The sequence below is a fragment of the Deltaproteobacteria bacterium genome (assembly GCA_026712905.1).
Classification (GTDB): Bacteria; Desulfobacterota; Binatia; order UBA9968; family JAJDTQ01; genus JAJDTQ01.
On sequence record JAPOPM010000123.1, the window covers coordinates 1 to 20,611 of the forward strand.

The 20,611-nt window shown below is 65.1% G+C and carries 20 protein-coding genes; 11 read left to right on the forward strand and 9 right to left on the reverse strand.

Going from position 1 to position 20,611, the window contains the following annotated elements; translation table 11 throughout:
- Positions 1-105 precede the first annotated feature (105 nt).
- The gene (locus OXF11_09570) at positions 106-672 is read left to right on the forward strand and encodes a hypothetical protein (GenBank protein MCY4487348.1); all 567 of its coding nucleotides are present in this window, start codon (positions 106-108) and stop codon (positions 670-672) included.
- 24 nt (positions 673-696) lie between these two features.
- Here the strand turns inward: OXF11_09570 and OXF11_09575 are convergent, their stop codons facing one another.
- The 4 genes from OXF11_09575 to OXF11_09590 form a co-directional block, all read right to left on the reverse strand.
- Positions 697-1,035 (reverse strand): tRNA-binding protein, encoded by a 339-nt coding sequence (locus OXF11_09575; protein ID MCY4487349.1) that lies wholly within the window; start codon positions 1,033-1,035, stop codon positions 697-699.
- Positions 1,036-1,045: 10 nt separating this feature from the next.
- Complete coding sequence (locus OXF11_09580; protein ID MCY4487350.1) at positions 1,046-1,327, reverse strand: hypothetical protein; 282 nt, start codon at positions 1,325-1,327, stop codon at positions 1,046-1,048.
- Between the two features lie 250 nt (positions 1,328-1,577).
- A complete protein-coding gene (locus OXF11_09585; GenBank protein ID MCY4487351.1) occupies positions 1,578-2,954 on the reverse strand; it encodes a UbiD family decarboxylase in 1,377 nt (458 codons plus the stop codon).
- An 89-nt stretch (positions 2,955-3,043) separates the two neighbouring features.
- Positions 3,044-3,364 carry a divalent-cation tolerance protein CutA gene (locus OXF11_09590; GenBank protein MCY4487352.1) on the reverse strand — a complete coding sequence of 107 codons (321 nt, stop codon included), beginning with the start codon at positions 3,362-3,364 and terminating at the stop codon, positions 3,044-3,046.
- A 196-nt stretch (positions 3,365-3,560) separates the two neighbouring features.
- Between OXF11_09590 and hisI the strand changes: the two genes are divergently transcribed.
- From hisI to OXF11_09605, 3 genes are all read left to right on the forward strand, one after another.
- Entirely contained in the window at positions 3,561-3,938 is a 378-nt protein-coding gene (gene hisI, locus OXF11_09595) for a phosphoribosyl-AMP cyclohydrolase (GenBank protein MCY4487353.1), read from the forward strand.
- Positions 3,935-4,825 carry an ATP phosphoribosyltransferase gene (gene hisG, locus OXF11_09600; GenBank protein MCY4487354.1) on the forward strand — a complete coding sequence of 297 codons (891 nt, stop codon included), beginning with the start codon at positions 3,935-3,937 and terminating at the stop codon, positions 4,823-4,825. The genes hisI and hisG overlap by 4 nt, the downstream gene beginning before the upstream one ends.
- 67 nt (positions 4,826-4,892) lie before the next feature.
- Positions 4,893-5,381, forward strand: a complete 489-nt coding sequence (locus tag OXF11_09605; GenBank protein MCY4487355.1) for a GNAT family N-acetyltransferase — start codon at positions 4,893-4,895, stop codon at positions 5,379-5,381.
- A 30-nt stretch (positions 5,382-5,411) separates the two neighbouring features.
- Here OXF11_09605 and OXF11_09610 read toward each other — a convergent pair whose 3' ends face one another.
- The 3 genes from OXF11_09610 to OXF11_09620 all read right to left on the reverse strand — a co-directional run bounded on the left by OXF11_09610 (position 5,412) and on the right by OXF11_09620 (position 6,955).
- The gene (locus OXF11_09610; GenBank protein ID MCY4487356.1) at positions 5,412-5,954 is read right to left on the reverse strand and encodes a hypothetical protein; all 543 of its coding nucleotides are present in this window, start codon (positions 5,952-5,954) and stop codon (positions 5,412-5,414) included.
- A complete protein-coding gene (locus tag OXF11_09615) occupies positions 5,947-6,690 on the reverse strand; it encodes a tetratricopeptide repeat protein (protein MCY4487357.1) in 744 nt (247 codons plus the stop codon). The genes OXF11_09610 and OXF11_09615 overlap by 8 nt, the downstream gene beginning before the upstream one ends.
- 79 nt (positions 6,691-6,769) lie before the next feature.
- Positions 6,770-6,955 (reverse strand): hypothetical protein, encoded by a 186-nt coding sequence (locus tag OXF11_09620; GenBank protein ID MCY4487358.1) that lies wholly within the window; start codon positions 6,953-6,955, stop codon positions 6,770-6,772.
- A gap of 136 nt (positions 6,956-7,091) precedes the next feature.
- Here OXF11_09620 and glmU point away from each other — a divergent pair, with 136 nt between their 5' ends.
- On the forward strand, positions 7,092-8,480 hold the full coding sequence (glmU, locus tag OXF11_09625; GenBank protein ID MCY4487359.1) for a bifunctional UDP-N-acetylglucosamine diphosphorylase/glucosamine-1-phosphate N-acetyltransferase GlmU: 1,389 nt from the start codon (positions 7,092-7,094) through the stop codon (positions 8,478-8,480).
- A gap of 182 nt (positions 8,481-8,662) precedes the next feature.
- Positions 8,663-10,486, forward strand: a complete 1,824-nt coding sequence (gene glmS, locus OXF11_09630; GenBank protein ID MCY4487360.1) for a glutamine--fructose-6-phosphate transaminase (isomerizing) — start codon at positions 8,663-8,665, stop codon at positions 10,484-10,486.
- 58 nt (positions 10,487-10,544) lie between these two features.
- Here glmS and OXF11_09635 read toward each other — a convergent pair whose 3' ends face one another.
- Entirely contained in the window at positions 10,545-11,159 is a 615-nt protein-coding gene (locus tag OXF11_09635) for an RlmE family RNA methyltransferase (GenBank protein ID MCY4487361.1), read from the reverse strand.
- A gap of 195 nt (positions 11,160-11,354) precedes the next feature.
- Between OXF11_09635 and OXF11_09640 the strand changes: the two genes are divergently transcribed.
- The 4 genes from OXF11_09640 to OXF11_09655 all read left to right on the forward strand — a co-directional run bounded on the left by OXF11_09640 (position 11,355) and on the right by OXF11_09655 (position 18,409).
- A complete protein-coding gene (locus OXF11_09640) occupies positions 11,355-13,355 on the forward strand; it encodes a DUF1302 domain-containing protein (GenBank protein MCY4487362.1) in 2,001 nt (666 codons plus the stop codon).
- Positions 13,356-13,365: 10 nt separating this feature from the next.
- Positions 13,366-14,727 carry a DUF1329 domain-containing protein gene (locus OXF11_09645; GenBank protein MCY4487363.1) on the forward strand — a complete coding sequence of 454 codons (1,362 nt, stop codon included), beginning with the start codon at positions 13,366-13,368 and terminating at the stop codon, positions 14,725-14,727.
- Between the two features lie 301 nt (positions 14,728-15,028).
- On the forward strand, positions 15,029-16,039 hold the full coding sequence (locus tag OXF11_09650) for a YCF48-related protein (GenBank protein MCY4487364.1): 1,011 nt from the start codon (positions 15,029-15,031) through the stop codon (positions 16,037-16,039).
- Between the two features lie 6 nt (positions 16,040-16,045).
- On the forward strand, positions 16,046-18,409 hold the full coding sequence (locus OXF11_09655; protein ID MCY4487365.1) for an MMPL family transporter: 2,364 nt from the start codon (positions 16,046-16,048) through the stop codon (positions 18,407-18,409).
- A gap of 332 nt (positions 18,410-18,741) precedes the next feature.
- On the opposite strand, the gene OXF11_09660 is transcribed toward OXF11_09655, so the two are convergent.
- Complete coding sequence (locus OXF11_09660; GenBank protein MCY4487366.1) at positions 18,742-19,380, reverse strand: glutathione S-transferase family protein; 639 nt, start codon at positions 19,378-19,380, stop codon at positions 18,742-18,744.
- 359 nt (positions 19,381-19,739) lie between these two features.
- Here OXF11_09660 and OXF11_09665 point away from each other — a divergent pair, with 359 nt between their 5' ends.
- Positions 19,740-20,216 carry a hypothetical protein gene (locus OXF11_09665; GenBank protein MCY4487367.1) on the forward strand — a complete coding sequence of 159 codons (477 nt, stop codon included), beginning with the start codon at positions 19,740-19,742 and terminating at the stop codon, positions 20,214-20,216.
- Positions 20,217-20,611: the final 395 nt, after the last annotated feature.

Here is a 20,611-nt window from a genome sequence, read left to right on the forward strand (position 1 = left end):
CCACTGCCACATCGTCAACATCCGCGGCAACAGCTACCGGATGCGGGAGCACCAGAACCTCATGCGGTCCGCGTCCGAGCAACGCCACGAGGAAGCGGTGCTGTGATGGCCGTGTCCCGCCAGGCGCTCCTGGGTGAGGAGGTGGACTCCGGTCGCTACGCTCCCTCCGTCCACCCCCTCACCCAGGAGCGGACCCTACCGGAGGGCGTCTGTCCCGAACCGCCCCCCTCATCAGAAGTGGGACATTTTCGATTGACACAAATGGGACATTTTCGGCTGACATTGACAGCTCGAAAGAAGTACAACGCAAGACTCAAGCAGAAAAACGAAGCGATCATCCTGGGGCAGATCGGCCCCATCAGGACGAAGATGGATGACATCACAAGGAGCATCGTCACCAGCTTGAGCGGATCGTCGTTCAAGAACCGGGAGTTGGTCGAGGCCAGCCTGATCGTCCTCTCGGATTATCACAGAAGGTGTTGGCGCGGAGACCTTGTTCGGCGCCTGGAAGACCACATCGATCCGGATCGAATCAAGCCGCAGCTCTACCTGTTCAGCCGTATCCATTCGGAACTGGAGAAGTCGGGTAAATTGGACGGATACTTCTTCGCGGACAGCGGTTTCCTGTATCGGCCGACCGCGGCGTGGCACATTGGCTGCGGTTCGAGATGAAGGCTGGTGGACGGGGAAACTCCGTCAGAACAGCCGGCCGCCGTCGGGCACCGGGCGGTTGGGCTCGACCATCACCACCTCGCCGTCGGCGTCGGGGAAGCCCAGCACGAGGACCTCGGACCGGAACGGGCCTATCTGCTTGGGTGGGAAGTTGACCACGGCGGCGACTTGGCGGCCCACCAGTTCTTCCGCGGTGTAGTGGTGAGTGACCTGGGCCGAGCTCTTGCGCTCGCCTATTTCCGGACCGAAATCCACGTACAGCTTGTAGGCGGGCTTGCGCGCCTCCGGGAAGGGCTCCACCCGGGTGATGGTGCCGACGCGCACGTCGACCTTCAGGAAATCGTCGTAGCTGAGCTGGCCCATGGGGGTAGGATCAGAGGAGCGCCTTGAGGGCGGCCTCGTCGAAGCCGGCCACCTTGCGTTTGCCCTTGATGGTGACCGGGCGGCGCAAGAGGTTCTGGTCCCCGAGCATCAGGCGGATGGCCTCCTCCCGGCCGGGAGGGTTGTCCTTCATCTTCCGCTCGCGGTAGAGCGGCGTCCGCGTGTTGAGGAAATCCGTCACCGGCCCGTCGCCGATGATGGAATCCAGCTCTGCCTCGGTCAACGGCTGCTTGCCGTACTCCCTCTCCTCCAGCTCCGCCCCTTGTGATTGCAAGAAACTTCTTGCCTTGCGACAGGTGGTTCAGGTGTTCTTGAAGTAGAATTTCAGCTTGGCCACGGCATCCTCCTCTCTCAACTCTCGCGGCGGCGCCGCCTCTCCCCACCCCTGGATTCCCGCTTCCGCGGGAATGACGTTTCGGGGCGTTGGTGCCTCACGAGTCTCGACACGGTCTGGTCCGCGGGAATGACGGCTCGGGTAGCTTCGCTTCTTGGCGGACTTACTCGCTGACGTCCATGTTTCGTTCCTAGACGTACTTGCTCACATCCACCCGCTTCATGGCCTCTATCGGCACCTCGTTCTTGATGGGGAACTCGCCTTCCAGGGGGCGGGTGGCGTCGACCACGGCGACGCTGTCGCCGAGCCAGCCGCGGAAGTTCTGGACCTCGCGGATGACGTCCAGGTCACGGTCCCAGTGGGTCCGGGTGCCCACCGCCCACATCACCTCGCGCTCGTTGAACACGTCCACGTCGTCGTCCACGACCACGCAAAGCTTGAGGTTGGGCATGTCGGCAAAGGCCTGCATGGCGGCTTTCTTGGGCTCGTTGGGGAACTCCTTCTTGATGGAGATGTAGCAGATCACCCGCCCGCAACCTGAGTGGGGCAGGTGGATGGCCTTGAGGCCGTGGATGTTGCGCTTGATGGAGTTGTAGACGCTGCCCTCTTTGGTGATGCCGCCGAGGTTCCAGTGGTCCTTCTGGCCCGCCCAGATGTCCTGCATCACGGCGTTCTTGCGATGCGTGACGGCGGTGACCTCGACGATGGGCACATCCATGGTCACCTGGTAGTAGCGCAGCACCTCGCCGAAGGGGTTCTGGGAGCGTCGCACGTTGGGCGGCACCTCTCCCTCGATGATCATCTCGGCGTCCGCGGGCACGAGGAAGTCCTCGCCCCAGGTCACCGACGGGGTCAGCCGCAGGGGCTCGTGCATGAACGCCGCGGCGCTCTGGTAGTCGTCGTTGCCGTAGGGAGTCATGCAGCAGGACGAAAAGTAGAACGCGGGGTGGTGCCCCATCACGATGATGACCGGCGCGCGCTGGTCCTTGGCCTCGTTCTCGCTGACGATGGCCTCAAGGTGGTGGTGCTTGTGGGCCGAGAAGCTCATGGTGCGCGCGTCGTAGTACAGGTTCTTGGTGAAGGTAATGTCGTAGAAGGGGTCCGACTCCCCCTTCATGACGCAGGCCATGGTCCAGTAGGGACCCACGTCGAGGTCGTGGTGCATGGGGATGGGGTACTTGGCCAGATCCACGTCGGAACCCTGGACCACCACCTCCCGGCACGGCGCGGCGTCGGGGGCGATGACCTCCGTGTCCCCCTTCTCCTTCTCCAGCCGCGACACCTCCAGGCTCAGCTCCATGTTGGACTTGAGGTCGCCCATGCCCATGCCATCCGCGCAGAACTGCCGGCTCACCCACGGGTTGTAGAAAAGCGGGAACGGCGAGGGCTTCCCCTCCAACGTGGTCACGTTCTCGAACAGCACCATCTTCTCCAGCCCGCGGTCGTCGAGGTGCTTCAGGAAAGCCATGGTCTCGCACTTGTTGGGGTCGATGGGGTCCTTCACCCGGATCAGGTCGCCCGGGCGGCGCTTTTCCTCGGCCGCGATGAATTCCTGGAGGTCTCTCATGGTCAATTCTCCCTGGCTGGCAAATTGCTATGGATACAGGATGCTGCGGATACAGGACACTTAGACAATGCCGTGCGCGAGCGCAAGTTTCAGGTCCTGGACAGGACCGACCCCATCCATTCCAGGTAGCTCTCGCTGCCCTCGACGATGGGGATGGCGATGATCTCCGGGACGTCGTAGCCATGGAGCGCCTGCACCCGCTCCTTGAGTTGGTCGAACAGGTCGGCGCGGGTCTTGACGATGAGCAGGTCCTCGGTGTCGCGCTCCACCTGGCCCTCCCAGGTGTAGGTGGACTCCACTCCCGGGATGCGGTTGACGCAGGCGGCGAGCCTCTCCTCCACCAGCACGCCCGCCAAATCGCTCGCGTTTTCTCCGGATGCCGTGATGTAAACAACGACGAACTCGTTCATCTCACCGCCCCCAATGTCTTGAAACGGGTCGCCGCGCGTCCGTTTGCGCGCCCCACCTTTGTATGGTTTATTTCGTGTCTGCATAGGCCGCGCTTGTCAATCCAGCCGCCTGCCGGATTCCCGCCAGCGCGGGTTCAGAGAGTTCCGGAACCAACGCATTCCCGCAGACAGTTCCAAGAAGGGGGTAAAGACCCGAATGGAGAGCATCGATTTTGCCAAGGGCGGAGGCATCGTCCCGGTGGTGGTGCAGGACCACGAGACCCTGGACGTACTCATGCTGGCCTACATGAACGAACAGGCTTTCAACCTCACCCGCGAGACCGGGAAGGCCCATTACTACAGCCGCTCCCGCGACAAGCTGTGGCTCAAGGGCGAGGAATCGGGCCACTTCCAGGTGGTCAAGGACATCCTGGTGGACTGCGACAACGACACGGTGATCCTGAAGATCGTCCAGCAGGGCGGCGGCGCCTGCCACTTGGGCTACCGCACCTGCTTCTTCCGCCGCGACGCCGGCGAGGACTGGGAGGTCTGGGCGGAGAAGGTCTTCAACCCCGAGGAGGTCTACAACAAGTGAGCCAACTCAAGCTGGGGCTTCCCAAGGGGAGCCTGGAGAAGTCCACCATCGAGCTGTTCCGCAAGTCCGGATGGAAGATCACCGGGATGGACCGGAGCTACTTCCCTTCCATCGACGACAAGTCCCTGAACTGCAGCGTCGTGCGCGCGCAGGAGATGTCTCGCTACGTGGAGGACGGCACCCTGGACGCCGGCATCACCGGCAGGGACTGGATCCAGGAGAACGACTCGCAGGTCGAGTACATCACCGAGCTGATCTATGCCAAGACCAGCTTCCGGCCGACACGCTGGGTGCTGGCCGTGCCCCACGACTCGCCGGTGCAGAAGATCGAGGACCTCAAGGGCAAGAAGGTCGCCACCGAGATGGTCAACTTCACCCGGCGGCTGTTCGCGGCACACGACACCCCGGTGGACGTGGAGTTCTCCTGGGGAGCCACCGAGGCAAAGGCCGCCGAAGGCCTGGCCGACGCCATCGTCGAGGTCACCGAGACCGGCGGCACCATCCGCGCTCACGGCCTGCGCATCGTCACCGACCTGCTGGAATCCGCGCCCCAGCTCATCGCCAACAAGGACGCTTGGCAGGATCCCTGGAAGAAGGCCAAGATCGAGCAGATCAGCATGCTGCTCCAGGGCGCCCTGGCCGCCGAGCACAAGGTCGGCATCAAGATGAACGTGATGGAAGCCAACCTGGAGAAGATCATCGACCTCATCCCCAGCGTGACCGCGCCGACGGTCGCGACCCTCTACGATACCCCGGCCCTGAAAGGCAAGAAGTGGTTCTCCATCGAGAGCATCATCGCCGAAGACGTGGTGCGCGAACTCATCCCCGAGTTGACCCGAGCGGGCGCCGTGGGGATCGTGGAGTATCCGCTGAACAAAGTGATCTGAGCCAAGTGTCTATAGAGCCTGCCGGGTCCCACGCCTTGGTCGAGCACAGGGGTTCACGTTGCATGGATTGACCATCCGGCCCGCGGGGGAGAACGACCGGGACGCGTTGGTCGCCCTCGCCATCTGTACGATACGAACCAACTACATTCCGTTTCTGGGCCGCGACACGATCGAGACGTGGATCGCTGACGGGGAAGTCACGGACCACGTAGACACGCACTTGGGAACGTGCCGCGTCGCGGAGCGAGACGGCGACATCATCGGCTTCTGCGTCACCAAGGGGCCGCTGATCGAATTGCTGATGGTGGCGCCAGCGCACCAGAGACGCGGCATCGGCCGCGTGCTTCTGGCAGACGCCGAGGCGCTCCTGTTTGCGGAACACGCCGCCATCCGGTTGGAGAGCTTCGCCGACAACTCGGCCGCCAACGCGTTCTACATGAATCAGGGATGGCAGGAAGATGAGCTGGTCACCGGCCAGGAAAGCGGCATCAGGACGATCGGTTTCGCGAAACGCAGGGCGGCACGCAGTACCCGGACACCTCCGGATGGAGAGTAGCCTCCCGAGTCAGGGGCCTTCACCGTATCTCTAGAACCCCTCCATCTGCCGGTCTTCCAACTCTTCCTTGCCCTTGTCGTCGATGGAGTAGACGCCGTCTTCGGTGGAGATGAGCTCGGGGTCGTAGTAGAGCTTGGAGAGCTCGAGGGCGTCCTCGAATTCCACCATGCGGATGGCGTCCCAGGGGCAGATCTTCTTGTCGAGGCGGTCCTCGGAGTCGGTGCCGATGAGTTGGAGCTCGCTTTTCTTGGGCTCCTGCTCCTTCTCCAGGAGTTTCTTGTCGGCGTCGTACATGCGGTTGCCGTACTCGAAGTAGACCGCGCCGGTGTTCTTGTGCTCGTGGATCTTGGTGAGGTCGTCGCTGTAGCACATCTGGCAGCCGATGCACTTCTCGTTGTCGACCCACACCCGATAGGGCTTGAGGCCGCCGCCGGGCATCTCCTCGTAGAGAAGGTTGATGCAGTCGTCCACCGGGCAGTGCACCTCGCACAGCGGCGCGCCGGCGCAACTGGTGCAGTTCTCGTTCATCACGGCCAGGAGCGCCGTGCCCTTGCGTTTCTTGGCTTCAGCCATCGACCTTCACCCTTCTTCTTGCCTTGTACCGGTAATAGAAGAACAGACCCAAAACCAGCAGCAGAAACACCCAATAGTATCGTACCAGACCGACCACGGCCCATTCGAGCCAGTAAACGAAGTTGCCCGACTGTCCGCTGAGCCGGGTCAGGGCTTCCTGGGCCCCGGAATAGTCGCGCAACTCCTTGCGCACCCGCGCGAGGCCGTACAGGGCGGCCTCATCGGTCGGCTGGAGGACCAAGCTCTTTTCGAAGTCGGTCCTGGCCTCCTGCCACTTGCCCAAGTCCACGTAGGCCCAGCCGCGGTTGCTCGTCGCCTGGGCAAAATCCGGGTTCAACTCCAGGGCGCGCGAGAAGCTCCCCACGGCCGGCTCCAGGTCGCGGTTGCGCTTGAGCGCGACGCCCAGGTTGTTGTGGACCTCGGGCACGTCGGGCTTGAGCGCGGCCGCCTTGCGATACGACTCGATGGCCGTCTCGACGTCACCCGCGACCTCCATATCGAGCCAGCCCAGCAGCGTCAACGCCTCGACGTCGTCGGGCGCCAAGGCCACGGCCTTCCTCACGTGCGCCAACGCCGCCTCGCGTTCGCCGCGCTTGAGAGCCGCCAGCCCCACCACCTGGAGGAGCTGCGCCTCTTCCGGGTACCGCTCAAGCAGCTCCTGCAACTTGTCCCAAGCGTCGGCCAGCTTGCCCGCGGCCAGTTCCCGCCGTGCTTCCCGCCAGGAATCTTCGTCCACCAGGGCGGGACGGGCTTCTCCATGAATGCTCAGGACCGCAACGAGGGCCAGGACCGCCAGGGAGCCCCAGCCGCGACATCTACTTCCACATCTGGTCAGGGATTTCGTCCTCTCGGCCCTCATCGATCAGCCTGTCGTTCTTCAGAGCCTGTTTCAGGCCGACCCAGGTAAAGAACAGGACGAGAATCAGCATGCCCACGATGGGAATGTTGTCGGGCTTGGTCACGATCTCCATGAAGTAGTACAAACCGGACTGCTCTTCCATACGAACTCGACCACCTTTAGCGAAGTACGGTAAGAGTTATTGGAAAATCACGTGCTTGTCAATGTACGGGCCGGTTTCCTCGGCACCCCCAACTCTCTGGCGGGAGACCCTCCCTTGGGTTATAGTTTGCCTGCGTATGCAGGGGCTTGGCGTCATCATCCTGGCCGCGGGCCAGGGCAAGCGGATGCGATCCGCCGTGCCCAAAGTGCTGCACCCCCTGGGCGGCAGGCCGTTGCTGGCCCACGTGCTGGACGCGTGCGCGGGGCTGGAACCCGACGCGGTACGCGTCGTGGTGGGGCACGGTGACGAGCGCATCCGTGAAGCTTTCCCCAGTATGGACCCCGCGGCATGGGTGGTCCAGCCCGAGCAGTTGGGCACCGGCCACGCCGCGCGTTGCGCAACCGACGCGCTGGGCGACTTCCGCGGCGACCTGCTCATTCTCAACGGCGACGTGCCCCTACTGTCACGCCGCAGCCTTTCCGGAATGCTGGCGGAACACCGGTCCGGCGGCCACGACCTGACCTTGGCCGTGGCGACGCTGCCGGACCCCTCGGGCTACGGACGCATCCTGCGCGACCCCGGCGGGGCCATCACCGGCGTCGTGGAGGAGCGCGACGCCACCGAGGCGCAGCGGGCCATCCGGGAGATCAACGTAGGCCTCTACCTGGCGCCGGCCGATTTCCTGCGCGCGGCCCTGGCAGCCCTCGACAACCGCAACCACCAGGGAGAATACTATCTGCCGGACATCGCCGGCTTCGCCGCTCGGATGGAGGCCCGCATCGGCGGCGTGACTCTCGACGATCCGCGTGAATTCCGGGGCGTGAACAAGAGAGAGGAGCTCGCCTGGATGGAAAAGGCACTGCAGCGGGACATCAACCGCAAGTGGATGGAGCACGGGGTGACCCTCAAGGACCCGGACAGCACCTACATCGACGCCGAGGCGGTCATCGGCGAGGACACGGTCATCGGGCCCAACAGCCACCTGCTGGGCCGCACCGTCGTGGGCGCCGGCTGCCGCATCGACGGCAGCGCCTACCTCACCGACGTGCGCCTCGGGGACGCGGTGCACCTGCGCTTCTCGGTGGTGCTGGACGACTGCGACGTCGAGGAAGGAGTGAGCATCGGTCCGTTCGCACACCTGCGTCCCGGGACCGTGCTCGAACGCGACGTCCACATCGGCAACTTCGTGGAAGTGAAGAACTCGTCGGTGGGAGAGGGAACCAAGGCCAGCCACCTGAGCTACATCGGCGACACCGACCTCGGGCGGGAGTCCAACATCGGCGCGGGCACCATCACCTGCAACTACGACGGCTTCGCCAAGCACCGCACCACCATCGGCGACCGCGTGCAGGTGGGCAGCGATACCCAGCTCGTGGCGCCGGTGGAAGTGGGCGACGACGCCTACATCGGCGCCGGCTCCACCATCACCAAGGACGTGCCCGCCGGCGCCCTCGCGGTAAGCCGCGCACCCCAGCAGCACAAGGAGGGCTGGGTGGCCCGGTTCCGCGCGAGGAAGAGCAAGTAGGGGGATGGCACCGACATCGAAATGTGTCATTCCAACGGAACAGGCTGTGTCAAAACATCGCCCGGACAAGCATTGGCGCCAACCCCCCGATTCGTCATTCCCGCGGAAGCGGGAATGACGTTCATGCAGCAACCGTTGACGTCCATGCGGAAACCGTTGAAAGCGCGGAAAGCTGACCGCTTATGTGTGGCATCGTCGGATATATCGGCGGGCGCGACGCCGCCCCGGTGCTCATCGACAGCCTGAGAAGGCTGGAATACCGGGGCTACGACTCGGCCGGCATCGCCGTCCTCAACGGCGACGGAATCGCGCTGCGCCGTGCCGAGGGCAAGCTCGCTCGGCTCGAGACACTCCTCGCGACCGCCCCCATCCAAGGGCATGCCGGCATCGGCCACACCCGATGGGCCACCCACGGCGGACCCTCCGAGGCCAACGCCCACCCGCACCGGGCCGGGGACACGGTGGTGGTGCACAACGGCATCATCGAAAACTACCTGGAGCTCAAGCAGGCCCTGCTCGGGCGCGGCGCGGCGCTGACCTCGGATACCGACACCGAGCTGGTCGCCCACTTGGTCGAGGAAAAGACCGCGCGGGGAATGGACCTGCTCGACGCGGTGCGCGGGACCATCCGGGAAATCCACGGCTCTTACGCCCTGGTGTTCCTCAGCCGGCGCGAGCCACAACGGCTCATCGTCGCCAAGAACGCCTCGCCCATCGTCGTGGGCGCGGGCGACGGCGAGACCTTCATCGCCTCGGACATCCCGGCGCTGCTCGAATACACCCGAGACGTGGCCTTCCTCGAAGACGGCGAGATCGCCGAGGTCCGGGCCGACGGTTTCCGCATCCTCGACGCCAAGGCGCGCACGGTCGCCCGGCCCACCAGGCGGATCACCTGGGACGCGGTGGCGGCCCAGAAGGGCGGCTACCGGCACTTCATGCTCAAAGAGATCCATGAGCAGCCCCAGGCCGTCACCGACACCCTGCGCGGGCGCATCGCCCTCGAGTCCGGCACCGTCGAGGTGGCCGAACTGGACCTCGCCGAGGACGAGCTGGCGCGGACGCGCAGGATCCACCTGGTGGGCTGCGGCACGGCGTGGCACGCGGCGTTGGTGGGCAAGTTCCTGATCGAGGAGCTGGCGCGGATCCCGGCCGAGGTGGACTACGGCTCGGAGTTCCGGCACCGCACTCCGCTCCTGGGAGCGGATTCGCTGCTCGTGCTGGTGAGCCAGTCGGGTGAGACCGCGGACACGCTGGCGGCCCTGGAGGTGGGGCGGCAGCAGGGCGCCCGCACCGTGTCCGTCTGCAACGTCGTGGATTCGTCCCTCGCGCGGAAGTCCGACGGCGTCTTCTACACCCACGCCGGCCCGGAAATCAGCGTGGCCAGCACCAAGGCGTTCACCACCCAGCTCACGGCGCTCTACCTGCTGGCCGTGCGCCTGGGACGCCTGAACGGGCAGATCCCGCACGAAGCGGCGACGCGGCTCCTCGAAGACGCCCTGCGGCTGCCCGGCTGGATCGAGGCGGTGCTCAAGCTGGAGGACTCCATCCACGCGCTGGCCCACGGGCTGAGCCACGCCGGCGACGTCCTCTACCTCGGCCGAGGCATCAACTACCCCATCGCCCTGGAAGGCGCTCTCAAGCTGAAGGAGATCTCGTACATCCACGCCGAGGGGTATCCCGCGGGCGAGATGAAGCACGGCCCCATCGCCCTCATCGACGAGGACATGCCGGTGGTGATGATCCTGCCCAGGGACCACTACTATCCGAAGACGCTGGGCAACCTGAAGGAAGTGGAAGCACGGGGCGGTAAGCTCATCGCCGTCACCGACGAACCCGACGAAACCCTGGAGCCGGAGTCCACCCTCGTGGTCCCCAAGGTGCCCTACCACCTCGCGCCGGTGGTGCTGACCATCCCCATGCAACTCCTCGCCTACCACATCGCGGTACACCGCGGCACCGACGTGGACCAGCCGCGCAACCTCGCCAAGAGCGTGACCGTGGAATAGGAACCCAAGGAAAGTCTGATCCATTGCCACTTGGACGATGGCGTCCGACCGCAATTGATCAGAGTTGCCCTGACTGACGGTTGGCCTTGAAGCCCTTGGCCACCACGTAGATCTCCGACGAGCCCTTGCGCGTGGCCGCGGACCGCACCCGCTGCACGGTCTGAAAGCAGCCCGTCATCTCCTTCAGGAGGGCCTCCGCATCCACTCCGCTGAAGGTCTTGAACAGGAACGAGCCCCGCGGTTTCAGCACCGCGCGGGCGATGTCGAAGGCCCCGCGAGTAAGCTCCAGGGCGCGTTGGTGATCGGCGTCGCGGATGCCGGACAGACGCGGCGCCATGTCCGAGAGGACACAATCCACGGCCCCCTCCGCCAGCGCGCGGATGCGTTCCGCCGCCTCCGGAGCCAGCAAGTCCAGCTCGAAAGCGTTGACGTGCGCCCCGGACAGCGGTTGGATGGGCTGCAAGTCGAAGCCCAGCACCCGCCCGCGCGGTCCGGCAAGCTCGGCCGCCACCTGGAGCCACCCGCCGGGCGCCGCGCCCAGGTCCACCACCACGTGGCCCGCCTGGATCAGCCGGAACCGCTGACTGATCTCCAGCAGCTTGTACGCCGCGCGCGAGCGATAGCCCTCGCGCTTGGCCTTGCGGAAAAACCCGTCCTGAGGTCGATATGACATGTTTCGATCCTTCGAATTTTCTTCTTATCCGAACAATATCAAAACCGTTCCGTACCAAAGGCCATAAACTTGACAGATGACGGCGTATGGTGATATTCGCCACTCATGATATGGAAACTGGCTGGTAGTCATATAGCGCGGTCGGTGTCAGTTCTTGCCTTCTGTTCCTTCTTGTGGCCAAGCCAAGCTGGTGCCGTGGACCTGAGCTCGGGCGAGGTCGAGGCAAGTCTGGACACCACCCTTTCCTATGGCGCGACTTTCCGCGTTTCGGAGCGCGATGAAGCGCAGATTGCCAAGACCAACGACAACGACGGCAATCTCAACTACGATCGTGGCATCGTCAGCAACGCATTCAAGTTCACCAGCGAACTCGATATCGGCTACAGAAATTTGGGCTTGTTCGTCCGCGCCAGCGGACTCTACGACATCGAGAACGAAAACGGCACGCGGGCGCGCACTCCCCTGTCGGAGGACGCGAAGGCCCTGATCGGGAAGGACCTCGACGTGCTCGATGCCTACGTGACCGGAGCCTTCGACGTCGGTGACGCCACCCTCGATGTTCGGCTTGGCAACCATGTCCTCAACTGGGGCGAGAGCACGTTCATCCAGAACGGCATCAACGCCGTCAACCCCTTCGACGTGAGCAAGCTCAGGGTTCCGGGTTCCGAATTGCGCGAGGCATTGCTGGCGGTCCCCCTGGTTTCGGCGTCCGTGGCGGCGGGCCTCAACCTTACGATGGAGGGTTTCTACCAGATCGGCTGGGAGAAGACCGAGATCGACCCGGTGGGCAGCTTTTTCTCGGTCACCGACTACGTCGGTCCGGGGGCCACGAAGGCGGTGATCGCCCTGCCCGGACTGAACCTCGGCGACATGGGACTGAGCGCTGACCCTCGGGAGAACCCCTTCCTGCTCTTCTCGCAGACCTCCGTCGCCGCCGCTTTCAGCCCGGTCCTCGCGCCGGATCCCGACTTCCTGATAGCGGATCGCTACCCGGACAACGACCCCCGCGACTCGGGCCAATGGGGGATCGCGTTCCGTTACCTCGCGGAGGAATTGAACAACACCGAGGTCGGCTTCTACTTCATGAACTACCACAGCCGGCTGCCGGTGATCAGCGCACACACGGGAATGGCGGAGGACGCAGGGAGGGGCTTGGCCGCCAGCGGGGCAATTGGAGCTCCTGACCGGCCGGGGACCGCCGCCAATACGGCGGTCCAGGAGATCGTGGCCGGCGCCGTCATGCAGGCCTTGCGCACGGCACAGTGTCCTTCCCCGGTTCACAGTCCGGAATGCGGCGCGCTCGCACAAAGAGTCCAAGCCGCGACGACGGCCCAGGTTGGAGCCCTCGCCGGAGCCGCCGCTCAGGCGGCCGGCATCAACGCCTACGCCGACCGCGGGCACTACTTCATCGAGTATCCGCAGGACATCCAGCTCTACGGCATCAGCTTCAACACCACGCTCGGGACGACCGGTGTGGCGCTGCAAGGAGAGTACTCCTATCGCCGTGACGCGCCGCTGCAATTCGCGGAACGCAAGGTATTCTCCGATGCCTTGGGACCGTTCACAGGGCTAGGCGGATGTATCGGACGGAAAGTGCAGAGCGGCGTCCCACCGGCTCAGGCAGGTCCTCTGTGCATCGGCGAGAACGCCGTGGCCGGCCGGTACGACGTGGACACCGTAGGCTACGTCCTGCGCGACGTGAGCCAGGCTCAGGCCACCGCCACCAAGGTGTTCGGTCCGGTTCTGGGAGCGGACGCCTTGGCATTCGTCACCGAAGTGGCGGTGATGCACGTGCACGACATGCCGCCCGGCAACGGTGTGCCCGCCGGGGAACTGACTCCGGACGACATGCCCCTGGAGAGCCCAGCCGGCTCGGTCGGGAAAGGCGACAGCTATGACCCCAACGACGCCGACCCCACATCCTGGGGTTACCGGCTGGCGGCGCGGCTCGACTACAACCAGGCCATCGGAGCGGTGAACCTGTTCCCGTACCTGCGGTTCGGGCACGACGTCGGCGGCAACAGCCCAGCGCCCAGCGGCTCGTTCGTGGAGGGCCGCACCGCGCTCACTCTCGGCCTGAGCGCCGACTATCTCAGCCGCTGGCAGTTCGATGTCAGCTACACCCAGTATGCCGGCGGCAGGAACTCGTTGAGGGACCGCGATTTCGTCACCGCCACGGTCAAATACTCCTTCTAGGCGCATGAACATGAAAGCACTTACGATTCGATTGGGAACCGCGCTCGTCCTGGCGTGCGCGCTCGTCTCTCCCGTGTCCGCGGAGCTGTCCGCCGACGAACTCGCACGCCTCGACAAGGACTTGACCCCGCTCGGCGGAGAGCGCGCCGGCAACGCCGACGGCACCATCCCCGAGTGGACCGGGGGGATCACCAAGTCCCCGGCGGGGGACAAGCTCGGCGACCACCATCCGGACCCCTACGCCGGCGACAAGCCGCTCTTCGTCATCGACAAATCCAACCTGGACAAGTACCGGGACAAGCTCTCCCCGGGACAACAGCGTCTGCTGGAGACCTACCCGTCGTACAAGCTGACGGTGTACCCCACCCGGCGCAGCGCCTCGGCGCCGCAGCGTATCTACGACGCCACCCGCAAGATCGCCGCGGTCACCAAGCTCGTGGACGACGGCAACGGCGTGGAGGGCGCGGTCATCGGCATCCCCTTCCCCGTTCCCAAGGACGGTCAGGAGGTGATCTGGAACCACCTCCTGCGTTATCGCGGCGAGACGGTGACCTGCACGCTGGGGCAGGCGGCGGTGACACGGGGCGGCGACTATACGCTGGTCAAGTACGCGGTGGACGTCAACGTGCGCTACTCGCTGCCGGGCATGACCGTCGAGCAGCTCGGCAACACCATGATCCTGTTCAAGCAACGGGTGACCGCGCCCGCGCGGCTGGCGGGGGACATCGTGCTCGTGCACGAGACCATGAACCAGGCGCGGGAGCCGCGCAGCGCCTGGACCTACAATCCGGGCCAGCGGCGCGTACGGCGCGCGCCCAACATCGCCTACGACAACCCGGGCACCACCTCGGACGGGCTGCGCACCGCGGACCAGTTCGACATGTTCAACGGCGCCATCGACCGCTACGACTGGAAGCTCGTGGGCAAGCGCGAGATGTACGTGCCCTACAACGCCTACCGGGCACACAGCGACAAGCTCTCCTTCAACGACATCATCCGGCCGCTGCACGTCAACCCCGAGCATATGCGCTACGAGTTGCACCGGGTGTGGATCGTGGACGCGACGCTCAAGGAGGGCGCGAGCCACCTCTACAAGCGCCGGACCTTCTACATCGACGAGGACTCCTGGCAGATCCTGCTGGCGGACATCTACGACAACCGCGACCAGCTCTGGCGCGTGTCCGAGGGGCACGTCATCAACTTCTACGAGAAGCCGCTGACCTGGCCGACCCTGGAGGTCCACCACGACCTGCAGGCCGGCCGCTACCTCGCCCTCGGCCTCGACAACGAGTTCCCCATGTGCACCTACGACATCACGTTCAAGGACAGGGACTTCAACCCATCATCCCTGCGCCGCGCGGGAAGGCGATGAGACCGGCGGTTGGGGACGTTCCATACCACACGGATACGTCATTCCCGCGGAACAGGCTGTGTCAAAACTCCGCTCGCAAATGAAATGACACCCACGTCCGAATCGTCATTCCCGCGGAAGCGGGAATCCAGGGGTGGTGGTGGGGCACTACAGTGGCGTTGCCCCGCCTCACCCCTCCTGGATTCCCGCTTCCGCGGGAATGACGATTCGGGGGTTGTTGTCTCGCTCCCGATGGTGTTTTGACGCAGCCTGTCCCGAGGGAATGACGATTCGGGTGGCCGCGCCCCTGTGTTCTGGCATCATGATAGAAACCCGCGGGCATCTGTCCCTGCTTCGTTATTGCATACATCATCTCCGTTGCAGCCCGACGGCCCTGCTGCCGGCTCTGTTCCTGTGCCTGTGCCTGACCGCTCAGGCCGCCGGAGACACCAAACCGGCCGTCCAGGCACCCTTGGCCGCGACCACCCTGCTGCTCGACGCCACCACCGCCGGTGACCGCATCATCGCGGTGGGCCAGCGCGGCCACATCCTCCTCTCCGACGACGGTGAAACCTGGAAGCAGGCCCAGGTGCCCGTGCGCGCCCTGCTCACCGCGGTGCACATGCACGACGCGGCCACCGGCTGGGCGGTGGGGCACGACGCGGTCATCCTCCGCACGGACGACACCGGCGACACCTGGCGGCTCGTGCACCGCGCGCCCGACGAGGAACGCCCCCTCCTGGACGTCTGGTTCCGCGACAAGGAGACCGGCTTCGCCGTGGGCGCCTACGGCTACTTCCTGGCCACGCGTGACGGCGGCGCCACATGGACCTCCCGCGCCATCAGCCAGGACGACTTCCACCTGAACGAGATCGTGCCCGCGGGAGCGGAACGCCTGTTCCTCGCCGCGGAGGCCGGGGTCGTGTACCGGTCCGACGACGGCGGCGGCACGTGGCGCGAGCTGGCCTCGCCCTACACCGGATCGTGGTACGGCGCCCTGGTGCTGGATGCGGACCGCCTTCTGCTGCTGGGGCTCCGCGGGCACCTGTTCCGCTCCGAGGACGCGGGCGCGAGTTGGACGCGCGTGGCCACCGACACTACCGCGACCCTCACGGACGCGGCCCGCTTGCCGTCCGGCCACCTGGTCCTCACCGGCCTCGAAGGGGTCATCCTGACCAGCCGGGACGGCGGCCGCAGCGTGTCCACCACGCGCCTCCGCTCACGCCAGGGCATCGCGTCCGCGTTGGCCCTGCCCGACGGCGGCGTGCTGTTGACCGGGGAGTTCGGCGTCCGGCGCCTGTCCAGCCTGGAATCGCTCCCCAAGTCCGAGTAGCCGCCCATGCCGGACGCACCCAATACCGCCCCGACCAACCCGTTCACCGCCTTCCTCGAGCGCGGGCTCTTCACGCGGCGCGGACTCGTCATCGCCGTCTTCGCGCTCGTCACCCTTGCCATGGGCTGGTTCGCGGGGCAGTTGCGCGTGGATGCCGGGTTCTTCAAGCTCGTGCCCCTCAAGCACGAGTACATGCAGACCTTCCTCAAGCACCAGGATCAGTTCGGCAGCGCCGACCAGGTGGTGATCGCGATCACGGCGCGAGACGGGGACATGTTCACACCCGAGTTCTTCGCCGTGCTGAAACAGGTCACCGACGCAATGTTCTTCCTGCCCGGCATCGACCGCACCCAGGTCTTTTCCATTCTCACGCCCAACGTGCGCTACATCGAGGTGGTGGAGGACGGGATCATCGCGGGCAACGTGCTGCCCGCGAGCTTCAAAGCCACCGAGGCCGACCTCGCCCGGGTGCGCGAGAACGCCATCAAGGCCGGCGTCGTCGGCAGGCTGGTGGCCAACGACTTCACCGGCGCCATCGTCAGCGGCCGGTTGCAGGAGTTCGACCCCAACACCGGCAAGCGCCTCGACTACCTCGACGTCGCCGGCCAGCTCGAAGAGATCCGCGCCAAGGCGCAGGCGAACGCCCCGGTCCACGTGCACGTCATCGGCTTCGCCAAGCTCGTGGGCGATATCGCCGCGGGCGCCGCGCGGGTCATCACGTTCTTCGGCATCACCTTCCTGATCACAGCCCTGTTTGTGTACCTCTACACGCGGTCGGTGCGTCTCACGATCCCGCCACTGGTCTGCTCGCTGGTGGCGGTGGTGTGGCAGCTCGGCACGGTCACCGCGCTGGGCTTCGGCATCGATCCCATGTCCATCCTCGTGCCCTTCCTGGTGTTCGCGGTGGGGGTCAGCCACGGGGTGCAGATGGTGAGCGCGGTGCGCGCCGAGGTGGTGGCGGGCGCAGCCGGCCTGGACGCCGCGCGCGCCAGCTTCCGGCGTCTGCTGCTGCCCGGGGCGGTGGCGCTGGCGTCGGACTCGGTGGGCTTCATCACCATCTCGTTCATCGAAGTCCAGGTCATCCGGGAGACGGCCATCACCGCCAGCCTCGGCATCGTGGCCATCATTCTCACCAACCTGGCGCTGTTGCCGGTGCTGCTGTCGTACTTCCGCATGAGCGAGGCCCAGCGGCAAGCCGCGACCAAGCGCGACGGCGTCCTGCGGCCGTTGTGGTCAAGGGTGGCGCGGCTGGCGCACCGGGGACCCGCCGCGGTGACGGTGGGACTGGCCGCGGCGCTCGTGGCCGTGGGGGCCTTCTACGCGGTGCAGGTCAAGGTGGGCGACAGTCACCAGGGCGTGCCCGAGCTGCGCGCGGAGTCGGTGTACAACCAGGACATCGCCGTCATCACCGAGCGCTTCAAGATCGGCGTCGACGTGCTCACGGTGTTCGCGGAGACCGTGCCGGACGGCTGCATCGACTACGACGTGCTCACCACCCTGGACGAGTTCACCTGGCACGTGCGCAACGTGGAGGGGGTCCAGTCCGTGGTGAGCCTGGCCAGCGTCGCGGGCAACATCAACGCCGGCTGGAACGAAGGCAATCTCAAGTGGCGCACGCTGCCGCGGAACCGCCACAGCCTGGTGCAGTCGGTGTCGCCGGTGCCCACCAGCAGCGGCCTCATCAACAACGACTGCAGCGTGCTGCCGGTGCGCATCTACACCACCGACCACAAGGCCGAGACCATCCAGCGCGTCGTCGACGCCACCAAGGAGTTCGAGCGCCGGAACACCGTGGAGCGCATCCGCTTCCACCTCGCGGGCGGGAACGTCGGCGTCATGGCCGCCACCAACGAGGAGGTGGACGCGTCGCAGTTCCCGATCCTGGGCTACGTCTTCGCCGGGGTCATCCTCCTGTGCCTGCTCTCGTTCCGTTCGGTGGCCGCCACCGTGTGCATCATCGTGCCGCTGGCCGCGGTGTCGCTCCTGGCCTACGGGCTCATGGCCATCCTGGAGATCGGCCTCAAGATCTCGACCCTGCCGGTCGTGGCGCTGGGGGTGGGGATCGGCGTGGACTACGCCATCTACATCTACGGGCGGCTGCGCACCCACCTGGAAGAAGGGCTCGACTTCGCCACCGCCTACGAGCGCACCCTCAACATCACCGGCGCCGGCGTGGTGCTCACCGGTCTCACCCTGGCCGCGGGCGTGGGCACCTGGTGTGTCGCCCCGCTCAAGTTCCAGGCGGACATGGGCATCGTGATGATGTTCATGTTCCTGGTGAACATGATCGCCGCCGTGGTGCTGCTGCCGGCCCTGGGCGCATGGCTGGTGCGTCCCAAACCGGCACAGAAGAAGAGCATCCAAGCCTGACTCGTCATTCCCGCGCAAGCGGGCTGTGCCAAGACGTCGTCCCGACAAGAACCGGCACCAACGCCCCGGATCGTCATTCCCGCGAAAGCGGGAATCCAGGCGGGGTGCGGCGGGGGGAACAGCAAGAACTGGCGCCACCCCCCGGTTCGTCATTCCCGCGAAAGCTTGCCCTCGACCCCGATCGGGGGCGGGAATCCAGGGGTGGCGAGGCGGGGAAACGCCGCTGCAGGGGGCCCACCACCGCCCCTGGATTCCCGCTTCCGCGGGAATGACGAATCGGGGGGTGGCGCCTCCTCAGTTTGACACGGCCTGTTTCACCGCGGACCGCCGCCTTACGCCGCGAAGGACTGCTGGGTCTCCTTCTCGAAGGCCAGCAGCTTCTGGACGCTGGGGCGGGTCTGCATGCGCGCGAAATGCGCCCGGACGTTGGGGTAGGGCTTCAGGTCGATGTCGAACTGGGTGCTGCGGCGCACGCACCAGAAGAAGTGCGCGTCCGGCGCGGTGAAGTGATCGAAGAAGTACTCGCGCCCCTCCAGCATTGCCTCGGCGATGCCGTTGGTCTCTGCCAGGAACTCGGCCGCGATGCGGGACACGCTCTCCTCGGTCTCCGCCACGTCGCACACCTTGGCGGGCGAGTTGATGCGGCTCAGGTACGGGTGGATGCCCGACGCGCACCACGACATGATGGAGATCGCCTTGACCTCGTCCCAGGGATCCGATGGCAGCAGCTTCGCTTCCGGGAAGCGCCGTGAGATCCAGACCTGAATGGCCACGTTTTCGGTCAGCGTCTTCCCGTCCACCATCAGAAGCGGCACCTTGTGCTTGGGGTTGAGCTTCATGTAATCCTCGGTGCGGTTCTGTCCCGCCCGGAAGTTCAGTGCCTTGACCTCGAAATCCGCCCCCGCCTCGGTCAACGTGATGTAGGGCGCCATCGCGCAAGTGACGGGTGCGTAATACAGTTGGATGCTCATGGGTACCTCCGTGAGTGTTGATTCAGGTGAGCAACTTGCATATTCCGGGACCAAGCACAAGGCCGATGGACCACGGCCATGGCTTCGACCGGATAGTCCTCGGCGGCCGCATGAGGTGTTCTTGCAAACTAGTATCTCAGTTGATACTAGTAAAGCAAGGCGTCGGACATGGGGCGAATCAAGAGAGGTGGCTACATTTTTTTCACGGCCAAGGGAGACCACGACCCTCCCCATGTGCACATCTACCGGGACGGCGAAATGGTAGCAAAATTCGACCTCCAGCGCTGGCAGCCAATGGCCGGCAAAGTCGATCGCCGGGTCAAGCAGATACTCCAACGGCTGCGAGCGGAGGGAAGGCTATGACCATCAAGAGCGTGACGGCCAACAATCGCCGACGGTGCTTCGAGATCGCCACCAGCAAGGGGCCGTTGACGTTCCCGTACATGAAACTCGACATCGCACCCTCCAGGACCAACCGGGTGAAGGAAGTGTACGTGGACCGGGAACTCGCGAACCAGGCGATCACCTATGTCCTGGAGTCGGGGGAGGAAGACAGCGTCCACGTGGACGACTTCCTGAACTACAATAAAGACCCGGACTACATGCGGGATTTGACGCTCTACAAACTGACATTGAAGGCGGGGACGCTGCTCAAGGAGTCGAAACTGCCGAAGCGGGAACTCGCGCGCAGACTTGCGACCTCCCCCGCTCAGATATACCGGCTCCTCGACCCGACCAACTACAAGAAAACCATCGATCAGATGGTCCGCCTGCTGGCCTGCCTCGACTACACACTCGACTTCGTCATCGAGAAAGATGGAAGGTCGGCTGCCTGAATTCGGGAAGCTGACTCTGCACGCCCGCATGTAACTGTGGGACCTACGGCAGCCCGCGGGTGCACCGGGACCTGGTCGAGGACGGCGTGGCAGTCGGACGGCACCGCGTAGCGCGTCTGATGCGCTAAGAGAACCTTCGCTCCAAGCGCCGACGCCGCTACCGGGTGACTACCAACTCGGACCATCACCACCCGGTGGCAGCCAATGTGCTGGAGCGCGACTTCACCGCCGATGCCGAGAACTGCAAGTGGGCAGCGGACATCGAGCGCCACGAGGCGTTCTTGAACCTTGCGGTGGTGAGAGGCCACCGCCATCAGCCTGTCGCAGCAGGCTGAACGAAGCTGAGGGCAGCCCGACCCGAGGGACATCGGTGAAGGGTGGAAGCAGCCCTGACA

Bases quoted from the DNA above. Each gene is read 5' to 3' on its own strand.
- OXF11_09660 (MCY4487366.1), bottom strand. From the start codon at position 19,380: ATGAGCATCCAACTGTATTACGCACCCGTCACTTGCGCGATGGCGCCC.
- OXF11_09575 (MCY4487349.1), bottom strand. From the start codon at position 1,035: ATGGGCCAGCTCAGCTACGACGATTTCCTGAAGGTCGACGTGCGCGTC.
- OXF11_09645 (MCY4487363.1), top strand. From the start codon at position 13,366: ATGAAAGCACTTACGATTCGATTGGGAACCGCGCTCGTCCTGGCGTGC.
- OXF11_09650 (MCY4487364.1), top strand. From the start codon at position 15,029: ATGATAGAAACCCGCGGGCATCTGTCCCTGCTTCGTTATTGCATACAT.
- OXF11_09620 (MCY4487358.1), bottom strand. From the start codon at position 6,955: ATGGAAGAGCAGTCCGGTTTGTACTACTTCATGGAGATCGTGACCAAG.
- glmS (MCY4487360.1), top strand. From the start codon at position 8,663: ATGTGTGGCATCGTCGGATATATCGGCGGGCGCGACGCCGCCCCGGTG.
- OXF11_09655 (MCY4487365.1), top strand. From the start codon at position 16,046: ATGCCGGACGCACCCAATACCGCCCCGACCAACCCGTTCACCGCCTTC.
- OXF11_09570 (MCY4487348.1), top strand. From the start codon at position 106: ATGGCCGTGTCCCGCCAGGCGCTCCTGGGTGAGGAGGTGGACTCCGGT.
- OXF11_09665 (MCY4487367.1), top strand. From the start codon at position 19,740: ATGACCATCAAGAGCGTGACGGCCAACAATCGCCGACGGTGCTTCGAG.
- OXF11_09590 (MCY4487352.1), bottom strand. From the start codon at position 3,364: ATGAACGAGTTCGTCGTTGTTTACATCACGGCATCCGGAGAAAACGCG.
- hisI (MCY4487353.1), top strand. From the start codon at position 3,561: ATGGAGAGCATCGATTTTGCCAAGGGCGGAGGCATCGTCCCGGTGGTG.
- glmU (MCY4487359.1), top strand. From the start codon at position 7,092: ATGCAGGGGCTTGGCGTCATCATCCTGGCCGCGGGCCAGGGCAAGCGG.
- OXF11_09635 (MCY4487361.1), bottom strand. From the start codon at position 11,159: ATGTCATATCGACCTCAGGACGGGTTTTTCCGCAAGGCCAAGCGCGAG.
- OXF11_09585 (MCY4487351.1), bottom strand. From the start codon at position 2,954: ATGAGAGACCTCCAGGAATTCATCGCGGCCGAGGAAAAGCGCCGCCCG.
- OXF11_09610 (MCY4487356.1), bottom strand. From the start codon at position 5,954: ATGGCTGAAGCCAAGAAACGCAAGGGCACGGCGCTCCTGGCCGTGATG.